The 18,571-nt window shown below is 55.8% G+C and carries 15 protein-coding genes and 1 tRNA gene; 12 read left to right on the top strand and 4 right to left on the bottom strand.

Features of this window, described 5'->3' with window-relative positions:
- Window positions 1-152: 152 nt before the first annotated feature.
- The 3 genes from EI185_RS12045 to EI185_RS12035 are packed head-to-tail and all read right to left on the bottom strand — an operon-like array spanning window position 153 to window position 4,723.
- Entirely contained in the window at window positions 153-3,029 is a 2,877-nt protein-coding gene (locus tag EI185_RS12045) for a bifunctional diguanylate cyclase/phosphodiesterase (protein ID WP_124705403.1), read from the bottom strand.
- A gap of 3 nt (window positions 3,030-3,032) precedes the next feature.
- On the bottom strand, window positions 3,033-4,226 hold the full coding sequence (locus EI185_RS12040) for a porin family protein (RefSeq protein ID WP_124705402.1): 1,194 nt from the start codon (window positions 4,224-4,226) through the stop codon (window positions 3,033-3,035).
- Between the two features lie 2 nt (window positions 4,227-4,228).
- Window positions 4,229-4,723, bottom strand: coding sequence for a type 2 periplasmic-binding domain-containing protein (locus EI185_RS12035; protein WP_189836392.1), 495 nt, complete (start codon window positions 4,721-4,723; stop codon window positions 4,229-4,231).
- 198 nt (window positions 4,724-4,921) lie between these two features.
- Between EI185_RS12035 and EI185_RS12030 the strand changes: the two genes are divergently transcribed.
- The 6 genes from EI185_RS12030 (at window position 4,922) to EI185_RS18055 (ending at window position 9,588) form a co-directional block, all read left to right on the top strand.
- Window positions 4,922-5,009, top strand: a tRNA-Ser gene (locus EI185_RS12030).
- A gap of 285 nt (window positions 5,010-5,294) precedes the next feature.
- A complete protein-coding gene (locus EI185_RS18440; protein ID WP_124705401.1) occupies window positions 5,295-5,573 on the top strand; it encodes an HGGxSTG domain-containing protein in 279 nt (92 codons plus the stop codon).
- Entirely contained in the window at window positions 5,519-6,361 is an 843-nt protein-coding gene (locus EI185_RS12020; RefSeq protein ID WP_124705400.1) for a tetratricopeptide repeat protein, read from the top strand. The genes EI185_RS18440 and EI185_RS12020 overlap by 55 nt, the downstream gene beginning before the upstream one ends.
- Before the next feature lie 198 nt (window positions 6,362-6,559).
- Entirely contained in the window at window positions 6,560-7,699 is a 1,140-nt protein-coding gene (locus EI185_RS12015; protein ID WP_124705399.1) for an acyltransferase family protein, read from the top strand.
- Window positions 7,700-8,640: 941 nt separating this feature from the next.
- Window positions 8,641-9,195: a DsrE family protein gene (locus EI185_RS12010; protein WP_124705398.1), complete on the top strand. Its 555-nt coding sequence runs from the start codon at window positions 8,641-8,643 to the stop codon at window positions 9,193-9,195.
- Between the two features lie 255 nt (window positions 9,196-9,450).
- Window positions 9,451-9,588 carry a hypothetical protein gene (locus tag EI185_RS18055; RefSeq protein ID WP_189836391.1) on the top strand — a complete coding sequence of 46 codons (138 nt, stop codon included), beginning with the start codon at window positions 9,451-9,453 and terminating at the stop codon, window positions 9,586-9,588.
- On the opposite strand, the gene EI185_RS12005 is transcribed toward EI185_RS18055, so the two are convergent.
- On the bottom strand, window positions 9,570-11,333 hold the full coding sequence (locus EI185_RS12005; protein ID WP_223247813.1) for an ABC transporter ATP-binding protein/permease: 1,764 nt from the start codon (window positions 11,331-11,333) through the stop codon (window positions 9,570-9,572). The genes EI185_RS18055 and EI185_RS12005 overlap by 19 nt on opposite strands.
- A 357-nt stretch (window positions 11,334-11,690) precedes the next feature.
- Here EI185_RS12005 and EI185_RS12000 point away from each other — a divergent pair, with 357 nt between their 5' ends.
- The 6 genes from EI185_RS12000 (at window position 11,691) to EI185_RS11975 (ending at window position 18,571) form a co-directional block, all read left to right on the top strand.
- Window positions 11,691-14,528: a class I SAM-dependent DNA methyltransferase gene (locus EI185_RS12000; protein WP_124705397.1), complete on the top strand. Its 2,838-nt coding sequence runs from the start codon at window positions 11,691-11,693 to the stop codon at window positions 14,526-14,528.
- Between the two features lie 214 nt (window positions 14,529-14,742).
- The gene (locus tag EI185_RS11995) at window positions 14,743-15,546 is read left to right on the top strand and encodes a radical SAM protein (RefSeq protein ID WP_124705430.1); all 804 of its coding nucleotides are present in this window, start codon (window positions 14,743-14,745) and stop codon (window positions 15,544-15,546) included.
- Window positions 15,546-15,929: a holo-ACP synthase gene (acpS, locus tag EI185_RS11990; RefSeq protein ID WP_124705396.1), complete on the top strand. Its 384-nt coding sequence runs from the start codon at window positions 15,546-15,548 to the stop codon at window positions 15,927-15,929. Before EI185_RS11995 ends, acpS begins: the two co-directional genes overlap by 1 nt.
- Window positions 15,926-17,002, top strand: a complete 1,077-nt coding sequence (gene nagZ / locus EI185_RS11985) for a beta-N-acetylhexosaminidase (protein WP_124705395.1) — start codon at window positions 15,926-15,928, stop codon at window positions 17,000-17,002. The genes acpS and nagZ overlap by 4 nt, the downstream gene beginning before the upstream one ends.
- Window positions 16,989-17,939 carry a cation diffusion facilitator family transporter gene (locus tag EI185_RS11980; RefSeq protein WP_223247812.1) on the top strand — a complete coding sequence of 317 codons (951 nt, stop codon included), beginning with the start codon at window positions 16,989-16,991 and terminating at the stop codon, window positions 17,937-17,939. Before nagZ ends, EI185_RS11980 begins: the two co-directional genes overlap by 14 nt.
- Window positions 17,939-18,571, top strand: a complete 633-nt coding sequence (locus tag EI185_RS11975) for a uracil-DNA glycosylase (protein ID WP_124705393.1) — start codon at window positions 17,939-17,941, stop codon at window positions 18,569-18,571. Before EI185_RS11980 ends, EI185_RS11975 begins: the two co-directional genes overlap by 1 nt.

Raw genomic sequence — 18,571 nt, 5'->3', positions numbered from 1 at the left:
CGGCTAAGGGGTTATTTCCCGTAATTCAGCACGATATATGCCAGCCAGGGAGTTACCGGCAAGGCAGGGAAAAGCTTGTATGCAGGGCGTTGGGCGCTGCGGAGATGTAGAGGGTAAGGCGAAACCCGGACACTGATGTCAGGATGCCGACATCACCCAATGTCGCGTCTGGCGATCAATCCGAAAACCGGATCAGGTTTGCCGATGTGATAGCCCTGGGCGTAATCGACGCCGTAATCGCGCAACAACTGGACGATCTCGGCGTTCTCGACAAATTCGGCCACGGTCTTTTTACCAAAGCCGTGTGCTGCCTGTACCAGAGCTTTGACGAACAACTGGTCGTCGGTACTGGTAGCGAGATTGCGGATGAAGGAACCATCGATTTTGACATACTCGACCGGAAGCTGTTTGAGATAGTCGAACGAGGCAAATCCTACGCCGAAATCATCCAGACTGAATGCGCAACCCAACGCGATGACTTTTTCCATCAACGCGCGTGCCGAGGCCATATCTTCCACGGCGGCCGTTTCGGTGATCTCAAAGATCAGGCCTGACGGATTGATGCCCGAGCTGTTCAACTCGTCCTGCAGCAGTTCCAGCCAGCGCGGGTTGCTGAAACTGCGCCCGGAGAGATTGACCGACAGTTTGCTATTGGGGGTCTTGAGCTGCAATTCGGCCAGCGCGGCGATCGCCTTGTGCAGTACCAGCCGGTCAATGCCCCGGATCAGGCCTGTGGTTTCGGCGACGCCGATAAACTCGATCGGCATAAACAGGTCGCCGGTCGGGTTGTGCATGCGCACCAGCGCTTCGTAATGACTCACCTTGTTGTCGGATAATGAAAGTATGGGCTGGAAATAAAGCTCGAACTGATCGTCGGCCAGCGCTTGCTCGATTTTGTCCACCCAGTACACCCGATTGAGCACACGCTCCATCAGGCCTTCGTCCGGGGCATACAGATGCAAGTTGCCACGACCACTCTCCTTGGCGCGGAACAGCGCCAGATCTGCATTTGCCAGCAGTTCCTGGGCGACCGTGCCGTGTTCTGGAAACAGGGTGATGCCGATACACGCAGAAACCTTGTGGCTGAGCGGCACTTCCGCCAGCGTGATCATGGATAAACTGTGCTGGATGTGGCGCGCCAACTGTATGGCGTGCTGGGCATCGAGATGATTGAAGAATACGCCAAAATCATCGCCCCCCAATCTGCCGATCAACGCAGGGGTGGGAAGCAAGCCCTGCAACTGGCTCGCTACGGCATGCAATACCTGATCCGCTGCGGTGTGTCCGGCCATGTCGTTGAGCGACTTGAACTCATCCAGATCAAGATAAATCAGCGCTCCGTTGAATTGTGTTTCGGTGTGCGAGAGAATTTCCTGGAGCATTTCCTGGAAGCGATGGCGATTGTATAAGCCGGTTAACGGGTCGTATTCGGTCAGGTAGCTGGCTTGTTTTTCGACGCGGTGCAGTTCAGTGATGTCCAGGCCCACCGATAAAATCGCTGCGGCATCGGTGTTTTCCGCGCCGAGTGATGAGTGAATCCATACCACATCGCGCGATTCGCCATTCTTGCAGCGCAGTGCGGTTTCCTGGCGCAAACTGGCTCCATCCGAATGCAGTAGCGCCGACAGTTCACGGTTGGCGTCCATTGCCTGTTTGGGCTGGCTGAAATAATCCGTCAGTTTGGCGCCGCGCAGTTCCCTGTAGTCGAAGCCGGTCAATGCCAGCATGTAGGCGTTCGCCATCAGGATGCGGCCCTGGCTATCCTGGGTGACGATGATCATTTGAGCGGTATCCAGCAGCCCGGAGACAAAGTCGCGTTCACGTGACAACTGCCGTACCAAATTGTCGAGCTCATTGCTATGAGAATGATTTTTTTCCTGTAGAGCTTCCAGCCGGTCCGCCAGATCCAGCGCACTGGCGTCCAGCGTGTCGAGTTCATCGTGCAAGGGATTCCGGCGACGGGTTTTTTCCAGACGAGAGCGCACTGCCTCGAATTCTCCGCGACCAAGCAAAGGCAGGGCTTCCGCGGTGCGCTTCAGGTGACGCATCGGGATCCATAACAGCACCAGAAGCATCAGTTCCGAGATGATCAATCCGAGCATGCCGATGCCCGCGCTTTGCCATGCCACCGCGTGCAGGTGCTGGAGATCCTGGGTACGGTCAAAAATTACCGCCATGGAAGGATTGCCGATGCTGGCGCCAATAATTATCGGCACCGGCAGAATTTCGTATTGTCGATCCCGGTACGATACGCTGATGCGCTGATTGGCCCGGATGTCGTGTGGCTGAATGCTCTGCAGTATCTCAATGCTTTGCGGGCCGCCAGATGCGGCCAGTACCCGGCGGTTGAGAGCAGGTACCCGGGGTTGCCTGGAGCTGGCCGGCAAGCCACTGATGTTGGGCGCGAGTACGGCCAGAGCCATGTCGCTGCTGGTGATACGCTGGAATGACAGCACCGCATCAACAAACGATTCGGCGACGGCTACGGCGGCGACGGAGTGTCCATTGTCGAGCACCGGTATGATGAAATAGTAAAGACAGGTTGTCGCACATGCCAACAGACGCTGTGGTTGTTCATCCGCAATAACCTGTCTGACCTGCGCCGATAGTGCGGGCTCATCCACTTGCGTGGAGTTTTCTTTCCAACTGGCGAACAACTGCCCGTCGGGTTTGAAAAACAGCACTTGTTCCAGGCCGCTGTTGAAGTGCAATGCGTCCCAGTAACGCTGATAGTAAAGCTGCAGCGCTGTTTTATCACCGCGGACAATTGCGCCATGGACATCGCTCAGATTGGGGATCAGATTGGCGGACATCTCCAGTTGGGTACCCAGCTGTGTAATGACTTCAGCAGCGAAACGCCGGCTTTGCGCCTCGCTTGCCTTGTGGGCAAGTTCAAATTGGGCACGCTGGCTGTTGTAATTGATATATGACAGCGACGCATTCACCGCGAGCAATACCAGGCTGAGCGGTATGATGATTTTCCACTTGAGGCTGAAAAAACGCCTGAATCGGTTGACTGGAATGGCCATCGGTCAGAAGCGGTAAGCCGCCTGGAATAGCCACATGTTCCAGTGGCGTGAAGTGGCAGCAGGATTGGGATTGTCGCTGTAGGGCAACCAGGCGGTGCCATCCACATGGTGAAATTCGCCACGCAGCAGCCAGTTGTTGCTGAGCTCGTAACTCAGGCCGGCGGTCAGATCCTTGGCAAACCGGCTATAGGCGGGCACGCCGATCAAGGCGCTGAATGCCTGGCCATCCTTGTCGTTGTTATCCCTGTAGGTGACGTCATAGCGCGCCAAGGCTGACCATCTGGGTGTGAGCCGATAAGTTCCCTGAACATAGTAACTGCTGCCAGTTGCAGCGCGATTCAGGAGGAAGGCGCCAAAATTCTGGGCATTAATATGGTTTTGCGCGTATTCGCTGGTGAACACCCAGTTTTCGGCATTGTATTGCCCGGACAGCACCCAGGCATCAAAGTGGATATTGCCTGCCAGCAGGGCATCTGGGGCTCCCGGCTGGTAATGCGCGCGCATGCTGACCCCGGTCAATGCCAGTTTGAAATGACCATTGCCTGGTTCCAGAAGAATCCGTCCTATATAGAACGCATCGCTTTTAAGTTTTCCCGGCCTGTCCTTTCCCAGAAAGGTGCCTTCGGTTTCTCTATCAGAGGTGTCCGGTCTGGTCACGCCGAACTGATAACTGAGGTTGCCGATAGGCAACACACTTTCACCATAAACTGCCATCCCCGGCGCAGACAGCACGAAGTTGCGGATACGATCCAGATAGATGGATTGTGGCAGCAGGATACTGGGGCGGGTAAATGCCACATCACGGGTTTCGTTGTACAGGCCGTAAGGGTTTTTGATCTTGCCCAGATACAAGCCGAAGCGCGTATTCTCGCTGGCGTGAATGGTGTAATCCGCGGTTGCATAGTCGATACGCGGCGAGCCATTGTCGGTTTCGCCGGCGCGGCGCGAAACGGCCTGGGCCGATAACTGCAGGCTGGGATTGAGGCGCCAGGAAATATTCGCGCCCAGCTCGGTAAAATCAAGGCTGGCTTTGTTTTCGGTATTGCCGAAAAAGTTGTTGTGGTCCGTACTGATAACAGCCTGGCTGGCGAATCCATGCACCTGAACTCCCTCGGGCAGGCTGTCTGCATTGGCGTTCATTTCGTGGCCGGCAAGCGCCAAAGCCACCACCAGTATTTTTATATAGGTTCGATTCATGATTATTCCGCCGAGAAGGTTCTGACCGGATTGCTCACCGAAAGAGTACGCACCCGGTCGCCCGGTTTCACCTTCCGCACATAACCCAGCGCACCGGGAGTGCTGGCAACTTTTTTGAGCATTTCCTCTTCCGAGCCCACCTCCGTGGGTGCTTGTCCAGTACCTGAATAAATCTGCCGGTCCCAGGTCTGGCGTAGTTGATAAGGGTAAATGTCCAGTGCTTCCTTGCAAAAAGTCCGATGCAACGGATTATCGTCAGGCAACACGAATACCCTGACTGGCTGACCGTCCGGCCATTGCAGTAATTTCATTGCGAACATGGCGCGCACTGCGTTTTGTGACGCAGAGGAGATCGTGACGCTCGGGTTCACAATAATCGTCACGGCCCATGTTTTGACTCCGAACAACAGACAGGAGCACAGCAATGCATGCGCCATGGTGTGAGCAGCGCGAATCATGAAAGCACGAGAGGAACGCATGTAAATTGTTTTTGTCATCAGCGGGTGTCTGCTGGTGATTCAACCCTGATTCATTATGGGAAATTATGGCAAATGATAACAATGTATTCAGCCTCGTACACCATGTTCAATCGCGCATTCCCAATTTTGACGCTGGCGCAGCCAGTATTCCTGCTGGCTAATCTGTTCGCTCGCAGCTAAAATGTGACCCGCATCGCAAGCTAAGCAGGCAAACAAGGAAGCGTGGCAGAGTGGTCGATTGCACCGGTCTTGAAAACCGGCAAGGGGCAACCCTTCGTGAGTTCGAATCTCACCGCTTCCGCCAGAACGAAGAAACGGCCCTCATCAGGCCATTCTTTCATTGCTACAACTTAACGATTATCAGTCAGTCCTTTCGCTACTTTTTTCGATTCCATTGCCTCGATGCTTTTGCCTTCCTGGCTTTGCTTTTCTCCTTCTGTTTTTTGTCCTTGATTCTCCCAATATCCGATCGCCTTTGATTTTGTGTTCTGAGTTGGTCGGCCCTAGGAAACTCATCTTGATGCACCTCATGCATGGACAAATTCGGCCCAAGAATACCTAACTCCTGGCTATACTGCGCTTCACTGGCATGCCGTTTCTGACATTCGAGCATGGCGGCAAGTGGTACGAATTGAAACCGTCGGGTATCTCGAAGCGAATCTGCGGCGCAAGGAAAAAAGACGGTTCACGCTACCGAAGTAAATCGCTACACCGTGGCAGCAAGTGCAAGTTTCACGGTGGACTGAGTACCGGCGCAAGAACACCCGAAGGCAGGGCGCGTGCAATCGCTGCAATGCGCGCTGGCTGGGTGCGGTGGATGCTCTGCCAGCGCGCTCAGAAAAACCAAAACACGGAGGGAGCACTTTAGGCGTAGTCTTTGTCTGGTCGTGTCCGGGGCTATTTATACTTTTTGAAACTACAAAACGAAAGAAAATCATGTTTATTCTTCGTTGTTTCACCCAGATTGTATTTGTAAGTTTCGCTGTTATGGCAGTAGCCAGTGCAAGCGCCGGTTTGACAGCAGATCAAGCCAAAACCTTGGTGCTACAGGCATCCACTGGCAATGCTCCAGCATTGCAACAGATTAGATTATCCGCCAATACGGGTGATGCCCTTGCGCAGGACGCCCTGGGCTCGCTGTACTACTCAGGTCATGGCTTACCGCAGGATTATGTACAGGCTGCGCAGTGGTTCAGCAAAGCGGCAGATCAGGGGTATGTCAATGCGCAGTACTACCTGGCTGTAATGTACAACATCGGCCAAGGCGTACCGCAGGATTATGTACAGGCTGCGCAGTGGTTCAGCAAAGCGGCAGATCAGGGGTATGTCAATGCGCGGAACATGCTGAGCCTAATGTACAACATCGGCCAAGGCGTGCCCAAGGATTATGCGCAGGCAGCACAATGGTATCGAAGAGGGGCGGAACAAGGGTATTCCATTGCGCAGTACAAGCTAGGCGTAATGTACAACATCGGCCAAGGCGTACCCCAGGATTATACGCAGGCAGCGCAGTGGTTCATCATCGCTAAAGCCAGTGGCTATTCAGAGGCTGATCAGTATCTGCAAAAACTCGAAGCCGTGGCTACCCCGTCGCAAATTGCTCAGGCGCAAAAATTGGCTGGCGAATGGTTGGCGACACATCATCCGAAAAAATAAAAGCGCGCTAACAATTACACAACAAGCGTTCCACCCTAGGGCATGCGTGCGGGATGGGTGCGATGGCAGGGGGCTAGGGATAGGCCAGCGAAATGATGCGATGCGCCATGTAATGAAGATGCTAAAAGAAAGGAATAAGGGGTAGGATCATTTGCAATTACAGGTATTATTCCAACTGTTTGATCCAAGTATCTACCCATGCTTACGATTACCAACCAGATCCCCTATTTTGTCATTAGCTGTTTGCTGTTATTGATTGCGGCAATACTGTTGCATAGCAGCAGCTTCTATCAATCGCAAGTAAGTGATACACAAGATAAGTATTTGTCGCTTGATGGGCTGAGAGGCTTTCTGGCATTAGGTGTATTTTTTCACCATGCGGTTATTTTTTATTTCTTCTATGCAACTGGCATTTGGGAAGTGCCGCCCTCACGTTTTTATACCCTGCTTGGCCAAAGTGCTGTGGCACTATTTTTCATGATTACCGGTTTTTTATTCTGGTCAAAAGCGATACGGGCGAAGGGGCGCATAAATGTAAAGAGCTTACTCAATTCTAGAGTTAAGCGGCTGTTGCCGATGTATATAGTATCTGTCCTGGTAGTGTTTGGTGTTGCCTATGTCGCTGGCGGATTTATGCTCAGATCATCGTATCCGAGACTGGCTATGACAATGTTGCACTGGATGTCTTTTGGATTTATGGATCAACCAGATATCAATGGTTTGGGAAACAGCTGGCTTATTAACTCGGTCTACTGGACACTGAGGTATGAATGGATTTTCTACCTTTTGTTACCACTGCTAGCTTGGGCATACCGTGATATCGCTTTTTTTGTTCTGGCCGCGCTAACCGCAGTATTGGTGCTTAAATATTCCTTGCATATCGTTCTGCTATGTTTTATTTTTGGCGCAGTGACAGCCTGGCTTCTGGATAAGAGTGAGCAGAAGTTTAACCGTTTACTTCAAGGCTCAGTGGCAACCCTACTTGCTTCCGGATTGCTGATGATCTTGTTTTGGCGTTTCGACACCGCCTATTCCATACAAGCAGAATTGATCTTGTTTGGAATTTTTTTCATCGTCGTTTCTGGAAATAATTTGTTCGGATTATTGACTAGCAAACCAGCTAGGGCAGTAGGCGCGATGAGCTACAGCATTTACCTATTGCATAGCCCAATCCTTTTTTTATTGCTTTATATGGTCAATTTAGCGCTGCCGATTAAGGGGATGCAAGCAGTTCAATATTGGGGTGTCATTGCCTTGGCTGGAACAGTACTGATTCTGGCTTCTTCTGTTACGTACCGGTTTGTGGAATATCCATACATGCGTCGACGTGTAAGCTGACCAGTATGTGCGCATCGTTGTTATGAGTGCTGACGATAACCGTGCGCTTTCGGCGATCTTGGCAAACTTGCCAAACGAACTATTTGTTTAAGGCGATTGATGGCTGCTAGAAAATGGACGGACGAACAGAAAGCGCGGGCAATCCGCCCTGATCCATGGTTGGCAAGCCTGGACGCACAGCACAGGTGCGCGCACACTCGAAGGCAAGGCGGCTCCAGTCGTAACGCTTTCAGGTTCACGATCCGCAAGGCTTGGCTGTTTGGATGCTGGCTACTCAAAGAATCCAGAAAATGCCGGGCAGGGCTGCCGTGCGCATCCATTGAAGAAATTAATTGTATGGAAGCCAGGCGCGGTTATCTGGACAAAGGGAAAAACTAAATATTCCGACCAATACGCGCACGCGTGGTTTTGACTGCTGGCCGAGTTCTCAAAACACCCCATGAAAGAGATTATCGAAACAACCCCATGAAAGCCTTAAATCGACTGCGAAGATGCAACCGCACCCACCACCAAAATTTTCAAGCGCCGTACGTCTGTGGATACATTTGTGGGTATATTTCTAAAAATCGCTTGTAAAATGTCTATTCTGAAAGGCTTAAAGCCATAGTATGGCTGACACCGCCCGCATGTTTTTTCCCACGCAAAAAAATCTCCCGAAGAGCGCAGCACTAGGCCCCACGTAATGACTGGGGCGACGGCTTTTCTGCCGTTGAACTCTTAGCAAGGTTCCGGCCACCAGCCAGGTTTCGAACCGGCCAAGCCGGACAAGTGGATTCTGGCTGGATTAAACAGTGTATTAGAATGAACTAATTTGTTTGACCTCACACTAATTGTTCGTGCTCTTGAAAGTATTCAAGGCATTGCCGATCCCGCCGCATCAATTGTCTGAACCTCCGCGGGCTTTAACAGCAGCTCACCCAATCACGAACAAGGAAAAAATCATGCGCAACAACAAGCGGCCAATCGCCCTGGCCCTCGCTGGCCTTCTAATCCTATCATTGCAGGGCATTTCAACGACGGCTTTTGCAGAGACCAGCGATAGCGTGGCGAACAACACCAAGCCGCCATTGCAGATCACCAACCAGACCGGACTTAAGGTTGCTATTCAGGTCAATTATGCGGATACCGTTCCCAATGGCATCAGCAAGCAGGTGCTGGCGGCCAAAAATCTCTACGATCAATACACTGCCCTCGGCATGAAACCCGGCAAGGATTATGAAATCGTGATGGTGTTCCGGGGCGACGGTGCGCAGTTTCTGCTGACTGACGAAGCTTACGACCAGAAAGTGAAACAGCCACACCCCAAAGGCAATCCCAACCTGGCGATACTGGATGCGCTCAACAAAGGCGGCGTAAAAATGGAGGAGTGCGCCGTAGCGATGAAATTGAAAGGCTACACGCCCCATGACATTCTCCCCTATAGCCGTATCGTTACATCCGGCATCGGCGCCATGGTCGATCTGGAAAAATCCGGCTACCTCTCCATTACGCCGTAACGCGTGCCGCTGAACCCATCGAGGGCTTTCCGGCAGCCACGATGGGTTCAGCGGACGGACCTCTTGTAAGCCTGAATCCAGTTTCCCCGGTATGCGTCCTGGGCGATTTACTCAGCATAAGAAAAAACTGATCGTTGCTCGTCACTATGGAATGACTCTCAACCAATAAGTTAAGGTGTCGAATCTTTATACATCCTCCAGGGTTCCGGAACTGCTGCAGCTATCCATGTCGATGGCGCGTTTTCGATCGCCACCGTGTCTCTTGATCTGCTTGCCAACATCCAGGCGCTGACCATCGCTCACCTTGCCAAGGTGGAATGCCCGGTATCCAGGCTGTTGAACGCCAAGATCACACCGATCAAAGAAACTGGAGGTTACCGATTAAAGCGGTAGTCATCCGCCGCATACAGTTGCCATCCGCCATTCCCGTCGAGTTCCAGCACCTGCGGGTGATATTTCAGAATGGAGGGGCGATGGCCGACGCTGACCAGCGTGGTGGAGCTGCCCGCCAACTGCCGATACAAACTGTCCTCATTGGCGATATCCAGGGCGCTGGTCGCTTCATCGAGGATGGCGTAGCGGGGTGCGGCGAGCAGCACGCGGGCAAAGGCCACGCGCTGTTGCTCGCCCACTGACAGTACCTTTGCCCAGTCCAGCTCGGCATCCAGGCCACCCAGCCGGGCGGCGATATCAGGCAGGTTGACGCAATCCAGCAACTGCAGCAGTTCCTCATCCATTATTTCGCTATCCTGCAGCGGATACAGCAGCTGGCTGCGCAGGCTGCCCAGCAGCATGTAGGGCCGTTGCGGCAGAAACAGCATTTCCCTGGTGTCCGGCCGGATGATGCAACCGCTTCCGGAGTGCCACAGACCGGCAATGGCGCGCAACAACGAACTTTTACCGCAGCCGCTGGCACCCACGATCATCACCCCCTCGCCCGGATTGATCGTCAGGGAAAGGTTGCTGATCAGGGTTCGCTCATGATTCGGCGTCTGCAAGGTGAGATTTTCGATGACCAGACGGGAATCCTGCACCAAAGCAATGCGATCCCCGTTTTGCGGCGGTGCGGTGTCTTTATCGGCGAGGAATCCGGCGAAGCTGCTGAGACGATCTATCCCTGCGGCAAATCTGCTGAAGCTTTCGAAGTTATCCACGATGATCGTCAGCGCGCTCAAGATCGCTGCAAAAGCCCCGGCCGCCTGAATCGCGCGCCCGACCTCCAGCTCCCCCGAAAGCACCCGCCCGGCAATGATGGCGCTGGGCAAAATGATGGTCATGAAACTGTAGCCATACTGGAACAGGTTCAGGTTCAGTTGCGCCCGGATGAGTTTGTTGTAATTGCTGAAGGCTTCATTGAAACGCTGGCCGACCTGCCGTGACTCCTGTGCCTCGCCGCGATAGAAGGCAATGGCTTCGGCGTTTTCGCGAATGCGCACCAGGCTGAAGCGGAAATTGGCTTCGCGTTTGAGTTGGTAGAAGTTGAGCCCGATCAGGACTTTGCCAAACACCAGCAGCGTGACCGCCGTGCCGGCAATCGCATAAATGATCAGAAAAAAGACCAGTTCTGTGGAAATCGACCAGAGCACGCCACTGAAAGCCATGAGATCCAGCAGTGCGCCGATCAGCACCAGCAGAAAATAGAGGGATCTCTGGGTAAAGGTATTGATGTCCTCGGCAATACGCTGATCGGGGTTGTCGATCTCGGCGTTGGCATTCAGTTCGTAATAAGCCTGATTGCTGAAATAGCTGCCCAGAAAATGTCGGGTCAGCCAGCGCCGCCAGTAAATACCGAGCTTGTCCCGCACATAGTAGTAAAACGCATAAATCGGTACGGCCACGACCAGGATGACGAGACACTCTTTGATGGCAGTCCAGAACCTGTCCGCATTCTTTGCCGCCAGCGCCGAGGTGAATTCCCCGGTCAACTGGTTGAACAGCACGGCGAATCCCGTCTGCCCCAATAACAGCACCACCAGCAGGACAAGCAGCCCCCTGGCTTGCCATTTCTCTTCCCCTGACCAGTAGGGAGCCGCTATTGCCCTGAAGCGCCGCCACAGATGACGATCAAAGCGGATCATGCGCTGGAAGTCAACAGCATGGCCTTCTGTGAGGGATTTTTGTTTGTCGTTCTCAAACACCTTGGCGTTCCTTGCTTTTTCGACTTCGAATGGGCGGAGTGCGTGTCTCCGATTTTACTTGCTTGAAAATCTGAAACGGGTCGAGCTGAGCCATTCAATCACAAAACTCGATTTAGGCCTGTGTTTAGATGCGCATGATGACTGCATCGTGATCGGCGTGCCGGGCAGATTTTCGATTTCAGGCAGCATCATGCTGCGCTATTTGCACTTGGTCATCGAACCGCCTCAGATATAACCGATTAGAGAAAAACGTATTCAATACCAGGAAAGACAAACGGAAGCGCGCGCAAAATCGCGGCTTTACAACTTACCTCCCGCATAGCACCATGCTCCAGTTAAAAAACTGGTGCCGAGCAGATGACCCCCAAGCAGTTTATCGAAAAGTGGCGTGACAACCCGCTCAAGGAGCGCGCCAGTTACCAGCTCCACTTTATCGACCTGTGCGCATTGCTGGACCTGCCCACTCCCTCACCCTCCAGCCACGACACCTATTGCTTCGAACGCGGCGCGACCCGCACCGGCGCCGGGCAAGGCTGGGCCGACGTGTGGAAAAAAGGCTTTTTCGCTTTCGAATACAAGGCCACGCGGCGCAACCTGGGCGAAGCCCTGAAACAGTTGATGACCTACGCGCTGGCGTTGGACAACCCGCCGTTGCTGGTGGTGTGCGATACCAGCATCATCGAAATCCACACCCATTTCACCAACGCGCCGTCCGAGGTGCACACCATCGGGCTCGAACACCTCGGCGAACCGGAAAATCTGGACAAACTGCGCTGGCTGTTCACCGACCCGGACAAGTTCCACCCCAAGCGCACCATCACCCAGATCACCGAAGAAGCCGCAGGCAAGTTCGCTGCGCTGGCGCAGTCGCTGAACGCCAGAGGACATGCCCCGCAGAGCGTGGCGCACTTCCTCAATCAATGCCTGTTCTGTCTGTTTGCCGAAGATGCCGAACTGCTGCCCGGAAAACTGTTCGAGCGCTTGCTGAACAAGAGCCAGCAAGACCCGGCCAAATTGTCCGCGCGCCTGGAAGAATTGTTCAACGCGATGCGCAAAGGCGGCGACTTCGCGCTGGAAGATATTCACTGGTTCAACGGCGGCCTGTTCGAGAAAGTCGAAGTTTTGCCGCTGGAATCCGCCGAAATAAAAATACTGTTTCAGGCGGCGCAACTGAACTGGAGCGGGATCGAACCGTCGATATTCGGCACCCTGTTCGAGCGCGGCCTCGACCCGAAGAAACGCTCCCAACTCGGCGCGCACTATACCGACCAGCAATCCATACTGCGCATTATCAACCCCGTCATCGTCGAACCGCTGACCAGGGAATGGGAGGTTATCAAGCAGAAAATAAGCGAGCTATATCCAAAGTTTGCTCTGACTGGAAAAAAGCGAGATACCCCAAACAAGGAAATGAAAGAAGGTTATGGGTTGTTCCACGCCTATCTCGAACGTATCAAGAACTTCCGAGTGCTTGACCCTGCGTGTGGTAGCGGTAACTTTTTATACCTTGCGCTGCGCACATTGAAAGACCTCGAACACAAAGCCAACCTCGATGCCGAAACCATCGGTCTACACCGACAAATCAGCATTGAAGCCTCGCCCGCCAACGTGCTGGGCATTGAACTCAACCCCTATGCCGCCGAACTCGCGCGCGTCACCGTGTGGATCGGCGAAATCCAGTGGATGCTGAAAAACGGCTACCCCATCCGCAACAACCCCATCCTGCAGCCGCTCGACCACATCGAAAACCGCGATGCGGTGCTGAAAGCGGATGGCAGCGAAGCGCAATGGCCGGGGGTGGACGTCATCATCGGCAACCCGCCTTTTTTAGGCGGTTCCAAGATGCGCAGCGAGTTGGGCGACGACTACACCGAAGCCCTGCGCAAGTGCTATGCAGACCGGGTAGCGGGCGGCGCGGACTTGGTGACCTATTGGTTCGAGAAAGCGCGCGCACAGATTGAAACGGGCAAGTGCCAGCGCGCCGGGCTGGTTGCGACCAACTCGATACGCGGCGGCGCGAACCAGAAAGTGCTGGCACGCATCTGTGACACCACCCGCATCTTCACTGCGTGGAGCGACGAGGAATGGATCAACGAGGGCGCTGCGGTGCGCGTGTCGCTGGTGTGTTTCGGAAATATCGCAGGCGCGATACTGGACGGCAAGGCCGTCGAGGCCATTCACGCCGACCTGACCGCAGGTGATGGGCTGAATCTCACGCAGGCCAAGCCCCTGAAAGCGAATGCGGGCATGTCCTTCATTGGTACGCAAAAGAATGGCCCATTCGATATCCCCGGCGATATTGCGCGCCAATGGCTCAAACAACCTAATGCGAACGGAAAGCCAAGCAGCAATGTTGTGCGACCTTGGGTGAATGGTATGGATATAACTCGCCGCCCTTCCGATACTTGGATTGTTGATTTCGGCGGTAATACCACTATCGAAGTGGCTGCACTCTACGAGCAGCCATTCGCTCATGCCGAGAAACATGTTAAGCCAACCCGCGATGGAAATCGCGATCCTCGTGCTGGTAGTATTTGGTGGTTACACAAACGCTCTAATGATGACTTACGCACTGCTCTGGCACCGCTCAAGCGGTATATTGGCACGCCGCGTGTTGCGAAACATCGGCTGTTTGTTTGGTTAGAACAATCAATGCTTCCAGACTGTCAGGTGGTGGCTGTTGCTCGTTCCGATTACACCACTTTTGGCATCCTCCACTCGCGTTTTCACGAACTATGGGCGTTGCGCCTCGGCACCAGTCTGGAAGATCGGCCACGCTACACACCGACCACCACCTTCGAGACCTTCCCCTTCCCCGAAGGGCTGACGCCCAACCTCGCGCCAGCCGATTACAGCAATCCCGCAGCAGCCGGGATCGACACCGCCGCGCAAGCTTTGAACACGCTGCGCGAAAACTGGCTCAACCCGCCGGAGTGGGTGGACTGGGTGCGCACAGCGGAAGAAGAAAAAGCCGGCTACCCCGCGCGCCCGGTTGCCAAACCGGGGCATGAGGCCGAGCTGAAAAAACGCACCCTGACCAACCTCTACAACGCCCGCCCCGCGTGGCTCGACAACGCCCATAAGACGCTGGATGCGGCCGTCGCCCAGGCTTACGGCTGGAACGACTACACGCCAGAGATGACCGACGAGGAAATCCTGCGTCGCCTGCTCGCGCTCAACCTGTCCCGAGCGTAGAAATTACCCCGTAAGCGCCTGAAACCCGCTGCGATGATACAATTGCGTACATCCCTTGGGCCTGCAAGCGCCGTGCGTTGGCAGGGATATTTCTGATAACGGTTTTCAAGCGGCTGCCAGCCTAAGCGTGACTGACCTGGCCGCGCCATCTCACATCGTGGATACCTCGAACAAGCCTCTGACACCTACCGATCATTCGCGCGACGCCGCCGGCATGACTTATGTCTATCCGGTGGTGTCGCGCCGCGCCGGCGGGGTATCGGTGGGCATCAATCTCAATCCCAACAATGCCTGCAACTGGCGCTGCATTTACTGCCAGGTGCCGGGGCTCACGCGCGGTGCAGCGCCGGAAATCGACCTGGCGCTGCTCGAACGTGAGCTGAGCGGTTTTCTGCACGAGCTGCTGCAGGGCGACTTCATGGTGACGCGCGTGCCGGAGAGTGCGCGGCGCATTAACGATATCGCCTTGTCCGGCAATGGCGAGCCGACCAGCGCCAAAGCCTTTGTCGAGGTGATAGAGCTGATTGGCCGGGTGATGGCGCGTTTCGACCTCACGGGTAAAATCAAGCTGGTTCTCATCACCAATGGCAGCCTGCTGGACAAGGCATACGTACAAGCGGGGCTGCAGCAGATGCGTTCGCTCAACGGCGAAGTCTGGTTCAAGCTGGACAGCGCCACGCGCGAAGGTTTGCGCCGCATCAATCACGCCGAACTCAGCCCGGAGCGGGTGTTTGTCAACCTGCAAACTGCCGCCGGGTTGTGTACCACCTGGCTGCAAACCTGTATGTTTGCGATCGATGGCGCTGCGCCGCCGGAGGCGGAACAGCAGGCTTATCTGGATTTTGTGCGACGCATCGTAAGCGCAGGCGTGCCGGTGCAGGGTGTGCTGTTGTACGGTCTGGCGCGGCCCTCGCAGCAACCCGAAGCGCCGCGTTTGTCGGCATTGCCGGCAGGCTGGATGGAAGTATTTGCGGAAAAAATTCGCGCATGCGGGCTGGCCGTGAAAGTGAGTCTCTGATGATTTACGGTATCGGCACGGATATGGTGGCGGTGGCGCGCATGGCGCGGCTATTGGCGCGCCACGGCGAACGTGCGGTACAGCGTATTCTTGCGCCGCAAGAATGGGCGGAATTTGCGCGCAAATCCGACGGCGCGCGCTTTCTCGCCAAACGCTTCGCCGCCAAGGAGGCGCTGGCCAAGGCGGCCGGTACCGGCCTGCGCAGCCCGGTGGCGTTAAGCAATATCCGCGTGCAACATACCCCGCTTGGGCAACCCGAACTGGCGTTTGCAGCAGAGCTGCAAACCTGGCTGGCTGAACGGGGCGTGGCGCGCGCGCATCTTTCCATCAGCGACGAATCCGATTACGTTATAGCTTTTGTGATACTGGAAACCACACCATGAGCCTGGGTCCCATCATGCTCGACGTGCCCGGCGCGGCACTCACCGACGACGACCGCCGCCGCCTTGCGCATCCGCTGGTGGGCGGCGTGATTCTGTTTGCGCGCAATTATCAGTCTCCCGCGCAACTGCTTGCGCTGACGGCCGAAATCCACGCGCTGCGCACGCCGCATCTGCTCATCGCGGTGGATCACGAAGGCGGGCGGGTGCAGCGTTTCCGCGAGAGCTTCACGGTGCTGCCGCCGATGCGCGAGCTGGGGCGGATATGGGATCGGCATCCCGCCGAGGCGCGGCGGCTGGCGCGCGAATGCGGCTATGTACTGGCTGCCGAGTTGCGCGCGCACGGTGTGGATCTGAGCTTCACGCCGGTGCTGGATCTGGATTACGGCGCATCCGGCGTGATCGGCGACCGCGCCTTTCACAGCGATGCGGATGCCGTCGCCGACCTCGCGCATCAGCTCATGCTCGGCCTCAGGGACGCAGGCATGGGCAGCGTTGGCAAGCATTTCCCCGGCCATGGTTTCGTGCGCGCCGATTCACATCGGGAAATCCCGGTGGACGAACGCAGCTATGCCGACATCGAGCAGGCCGATCTGGTGCCGTTCCGCCGTATGGCAGGCTATGGCATGACCGGTGTGATGCCGGCCCATGTCATCTACCCGGCCGTGGACAGCCGTCCGGCGGGATTTTCTACGGTCTGGCTGAGGCAGATATTGCGCAGCGAGCTGGGTTTTGACGGGGTGATTTTCAGTGACGATCTTTCCATGGAAGGCGCCAGCGTGGCGGGCAGCATTGTCGAACGCGCCGCCGCTGCGCTCGAAGCGGGCTGCGACATGGCGCTGGTGTGCAACAACTGCGCGGCTGCCGATGAAGTGCTGGCTAATCTGAACTGGCGCATGCCGGCCACCAGCATTGCCCGCATCGCACGCCTGCACGGCAAACCGCATCCACCCGGCATGACGGAATTACGCGAGCAGGCACGTTACGCTGCTGCCGTTCACGCCATCGCCGGTATAGGGCATGGCAGCGCAGATTTATGGGAAACCGACGGGAGTAATACTTGTGGCAAAGGCTGAAGACACGCATCAGGATCACGATCACGACCACGCGCACCATGGGCACGACCATCACCACCATGGTCACGGTGGTGTGGGCATCGCGTTCTGGCTGACCCTGGGATTTGCTGCAGTGGAAGCGGGCGGAGGATGGTGGTCGGGCTCGCTGGCCTTGATCTCCGATGCCGGGCACATGCTGATCGACTCACTGGCGCTGGGGCTGGCGGCGTTTGCCGGCTGGCTGGCGCAGCGTCCGGCATCGTATCGGCATTCCTACGGCCTGGTGCGCGCCGAGGTGGTGGCAGCACTGGCCAACAGCGTGCTCATGCTGGCGCTGATGGTGGGTATCGTGTGGGAAGCCATCGCGCGCCTGCAAGCACCGCAGCCGGTGCAGGGCGGGGCCGTGATGGTGATCGCCGCCATCGGGCTGGCGGTGAATATTTTTGTCGCCTATCACTTGTCGCGCGGCGAACAGACTCTGAATGTGCGCGCCGCGCTGCTGCACGTGCTGGGCGACATGCTGGGCTCGGTGGCGGCGCTGGCTGCGGGCGCGGTGATCTATTTCACCGGCTGGCTGCCGATTGACGCGCTGCTGTCGCTGTTTGTGGTGGCGCTGATTCTGGTTTCCAGCATTCGCCTGCTCAGGGAAGCGCTGCATATTTTGATGGAAGGCGTGCCGCAAAATCTCGATCTGCCCGAAATAGGGTTGGCGATGGCGCAGACAACCGGGGTGAACTCGGTACATGACCTGCATATCTGGACGCTGGCCTCGGGCAAGGTTGCGCTGTCGGCGCATCTGGAAATTCCCGCCATGCAGGATTGGCCGGGTATTCTCCACAGCACACGGCAAATGCTGCACACGCGCTTTGATATCGACCACGTGACCCTGCAGCCGGAACTGCCCGCCGCTCAACTCGAACAGGTGGGCATTCCGTTTTATCCGCGGCACCATCATTGATGACGTCTTTTGATCTGAGCTGCCGTGCCTGCCCGCGTCTTGCCGGTTTTCTCGATGAGGTGCGCATGGCACATCCCGCCTATCATGCGCGCCCGGTTGCGCCATTTGGCGATGCCGCACCCTGGCTGTTGATTGTCGGCCTGGCCCCCGGCATGCACGGCGCCAACCGCAGCGGCCGGCCGTTTACCGGCGACCACGCCGGCATATTGCTCTACGAAACCCTGCACGCCTACGGTTTCGCCAGCCATCCCACCTCCGTGAGTGCTGACGATGGATTGCAATTGCATGGCTGCCGCATCACCAACGCAGTCAAGTGCCTGCCGCCGGCCAACAAGCCGGAAACCGCCGAGATTCGCCAGTGCAATCATTATCTGGCGCATGAAATTGCGGGGCTCCCCGATGATCTGGCCATCCTTGCATTGGGCAGCGTCGCGCATGCCGCTGTGCTCATGGCGCTGGGACGGAAAGCCAAATCCCATGCGTTCGGCCACGGTGCGGTGCATGCACTGGATGATGGCCGCACGCTTTACGACAGCTACCATTGCAGCCGTTACAATACCAATACGCGACGCCTGACGCCGGACATGTTCCGCGCCGTGTTTGCGCGTATCCGTGCTGACAAGGAGAGATGA

The sequence above is a fragment of the Sulfuriferula multivorans genome (genome assembly GCF_003851125.1).
Lineage (GTDB): Bacteria > Pseudomonadota > Gammaproteobacteria > Burkholderiales > Sulfuriferulaceae > Sulfuriferula > Sulfuriferula multivorans.
This window is presented reverse-complemented; position numbering and strand designations above follow the sequence as displayed.

What these genes read in the sequence shown, in the direction of transcription:
- EI185_RS12045 (WP_124705403.1), bottom strand. Translation starts at nt 3,029, where the DNA reads ATGGCCATTCCAGTCAACCGATTCAGGCGTTTTTTCAGCCTCAAGTGG.
- EI185_RS12040 (WP_124705402.1), bottom strand. Translation starts at nt 4,226, where the DNA reads ATGAATCGAACCTATATAAAAATACTGGTGGTGGCTTTGGCGCTTGCC.
- EI185_RS12035 (WP_189836392.1), bottom strand. Translation starts at nt 4,723, where the DNA reads ATGACAAAAACAATTTACATGCGTTCCTCTCGTGCTTTCATGATTCGC.
- EI185_RS18440 (WP_124705401.1), top strand. Translation starts at nt 5,295, where the DNA reads ATGCCGTTTCTGACATTCGAGCATGGCGGCAAGTGGTACGAATTGAAA.
- EI185_RS12015 (WP_124705399.1), top strand. Translation starts at nt 6,560, where the DNA reads ATGCTTACGATTACCAACCAGATCCCCTATTTTGTCATTAGCTGTTTG.
- EI185_RS12010 (WP_124705398.1), top strand. Translation starts at nt 8,641, where the DNA reads ATGCGCAACAACAAGCGGCCAATCGCCCTGGCCCTCGCTGGCCTTCTA.
- EI185_RS12000 (WP_124705397.1), top strand. Translation starts at nt 11,691, where the DNA reads ATGACCCCCAAGCAGTTTATCGAAAAGTGGCGTGACAACCCGCTCAAG.
- EI185_RS11995 (WP_124705430.1), top strand. Translation starts at nt 14,743, where the DNA reads ATGACTTATGTCTATCCGGTGGTGTCGCGCCGCGCCGGCGGGGTATCG.
- acpS (WP_124705396.1), top strand. Translation starts at nt 15,546, where the DNA reads ATGATTTACGGTATCGGCACGGATATGGTGGCGGTGGCGCGCATGGCG.
- nagZ (WP_124705395.1), top strand. Translation starts at nt 15,926, where the DNA reads ATGAGCCTGGGTCCCATCATGCTCGACGTGCCCGGCGCGGCACTCACC.
- EI185_RS11975 (WP_124705393.1), top strand. Translation starts at nt 17,939, where the DNA reads ATGACGTCTTTTGATCTGAGCTGCCGTGCCTGCCCGCGTCTTGCCGGT.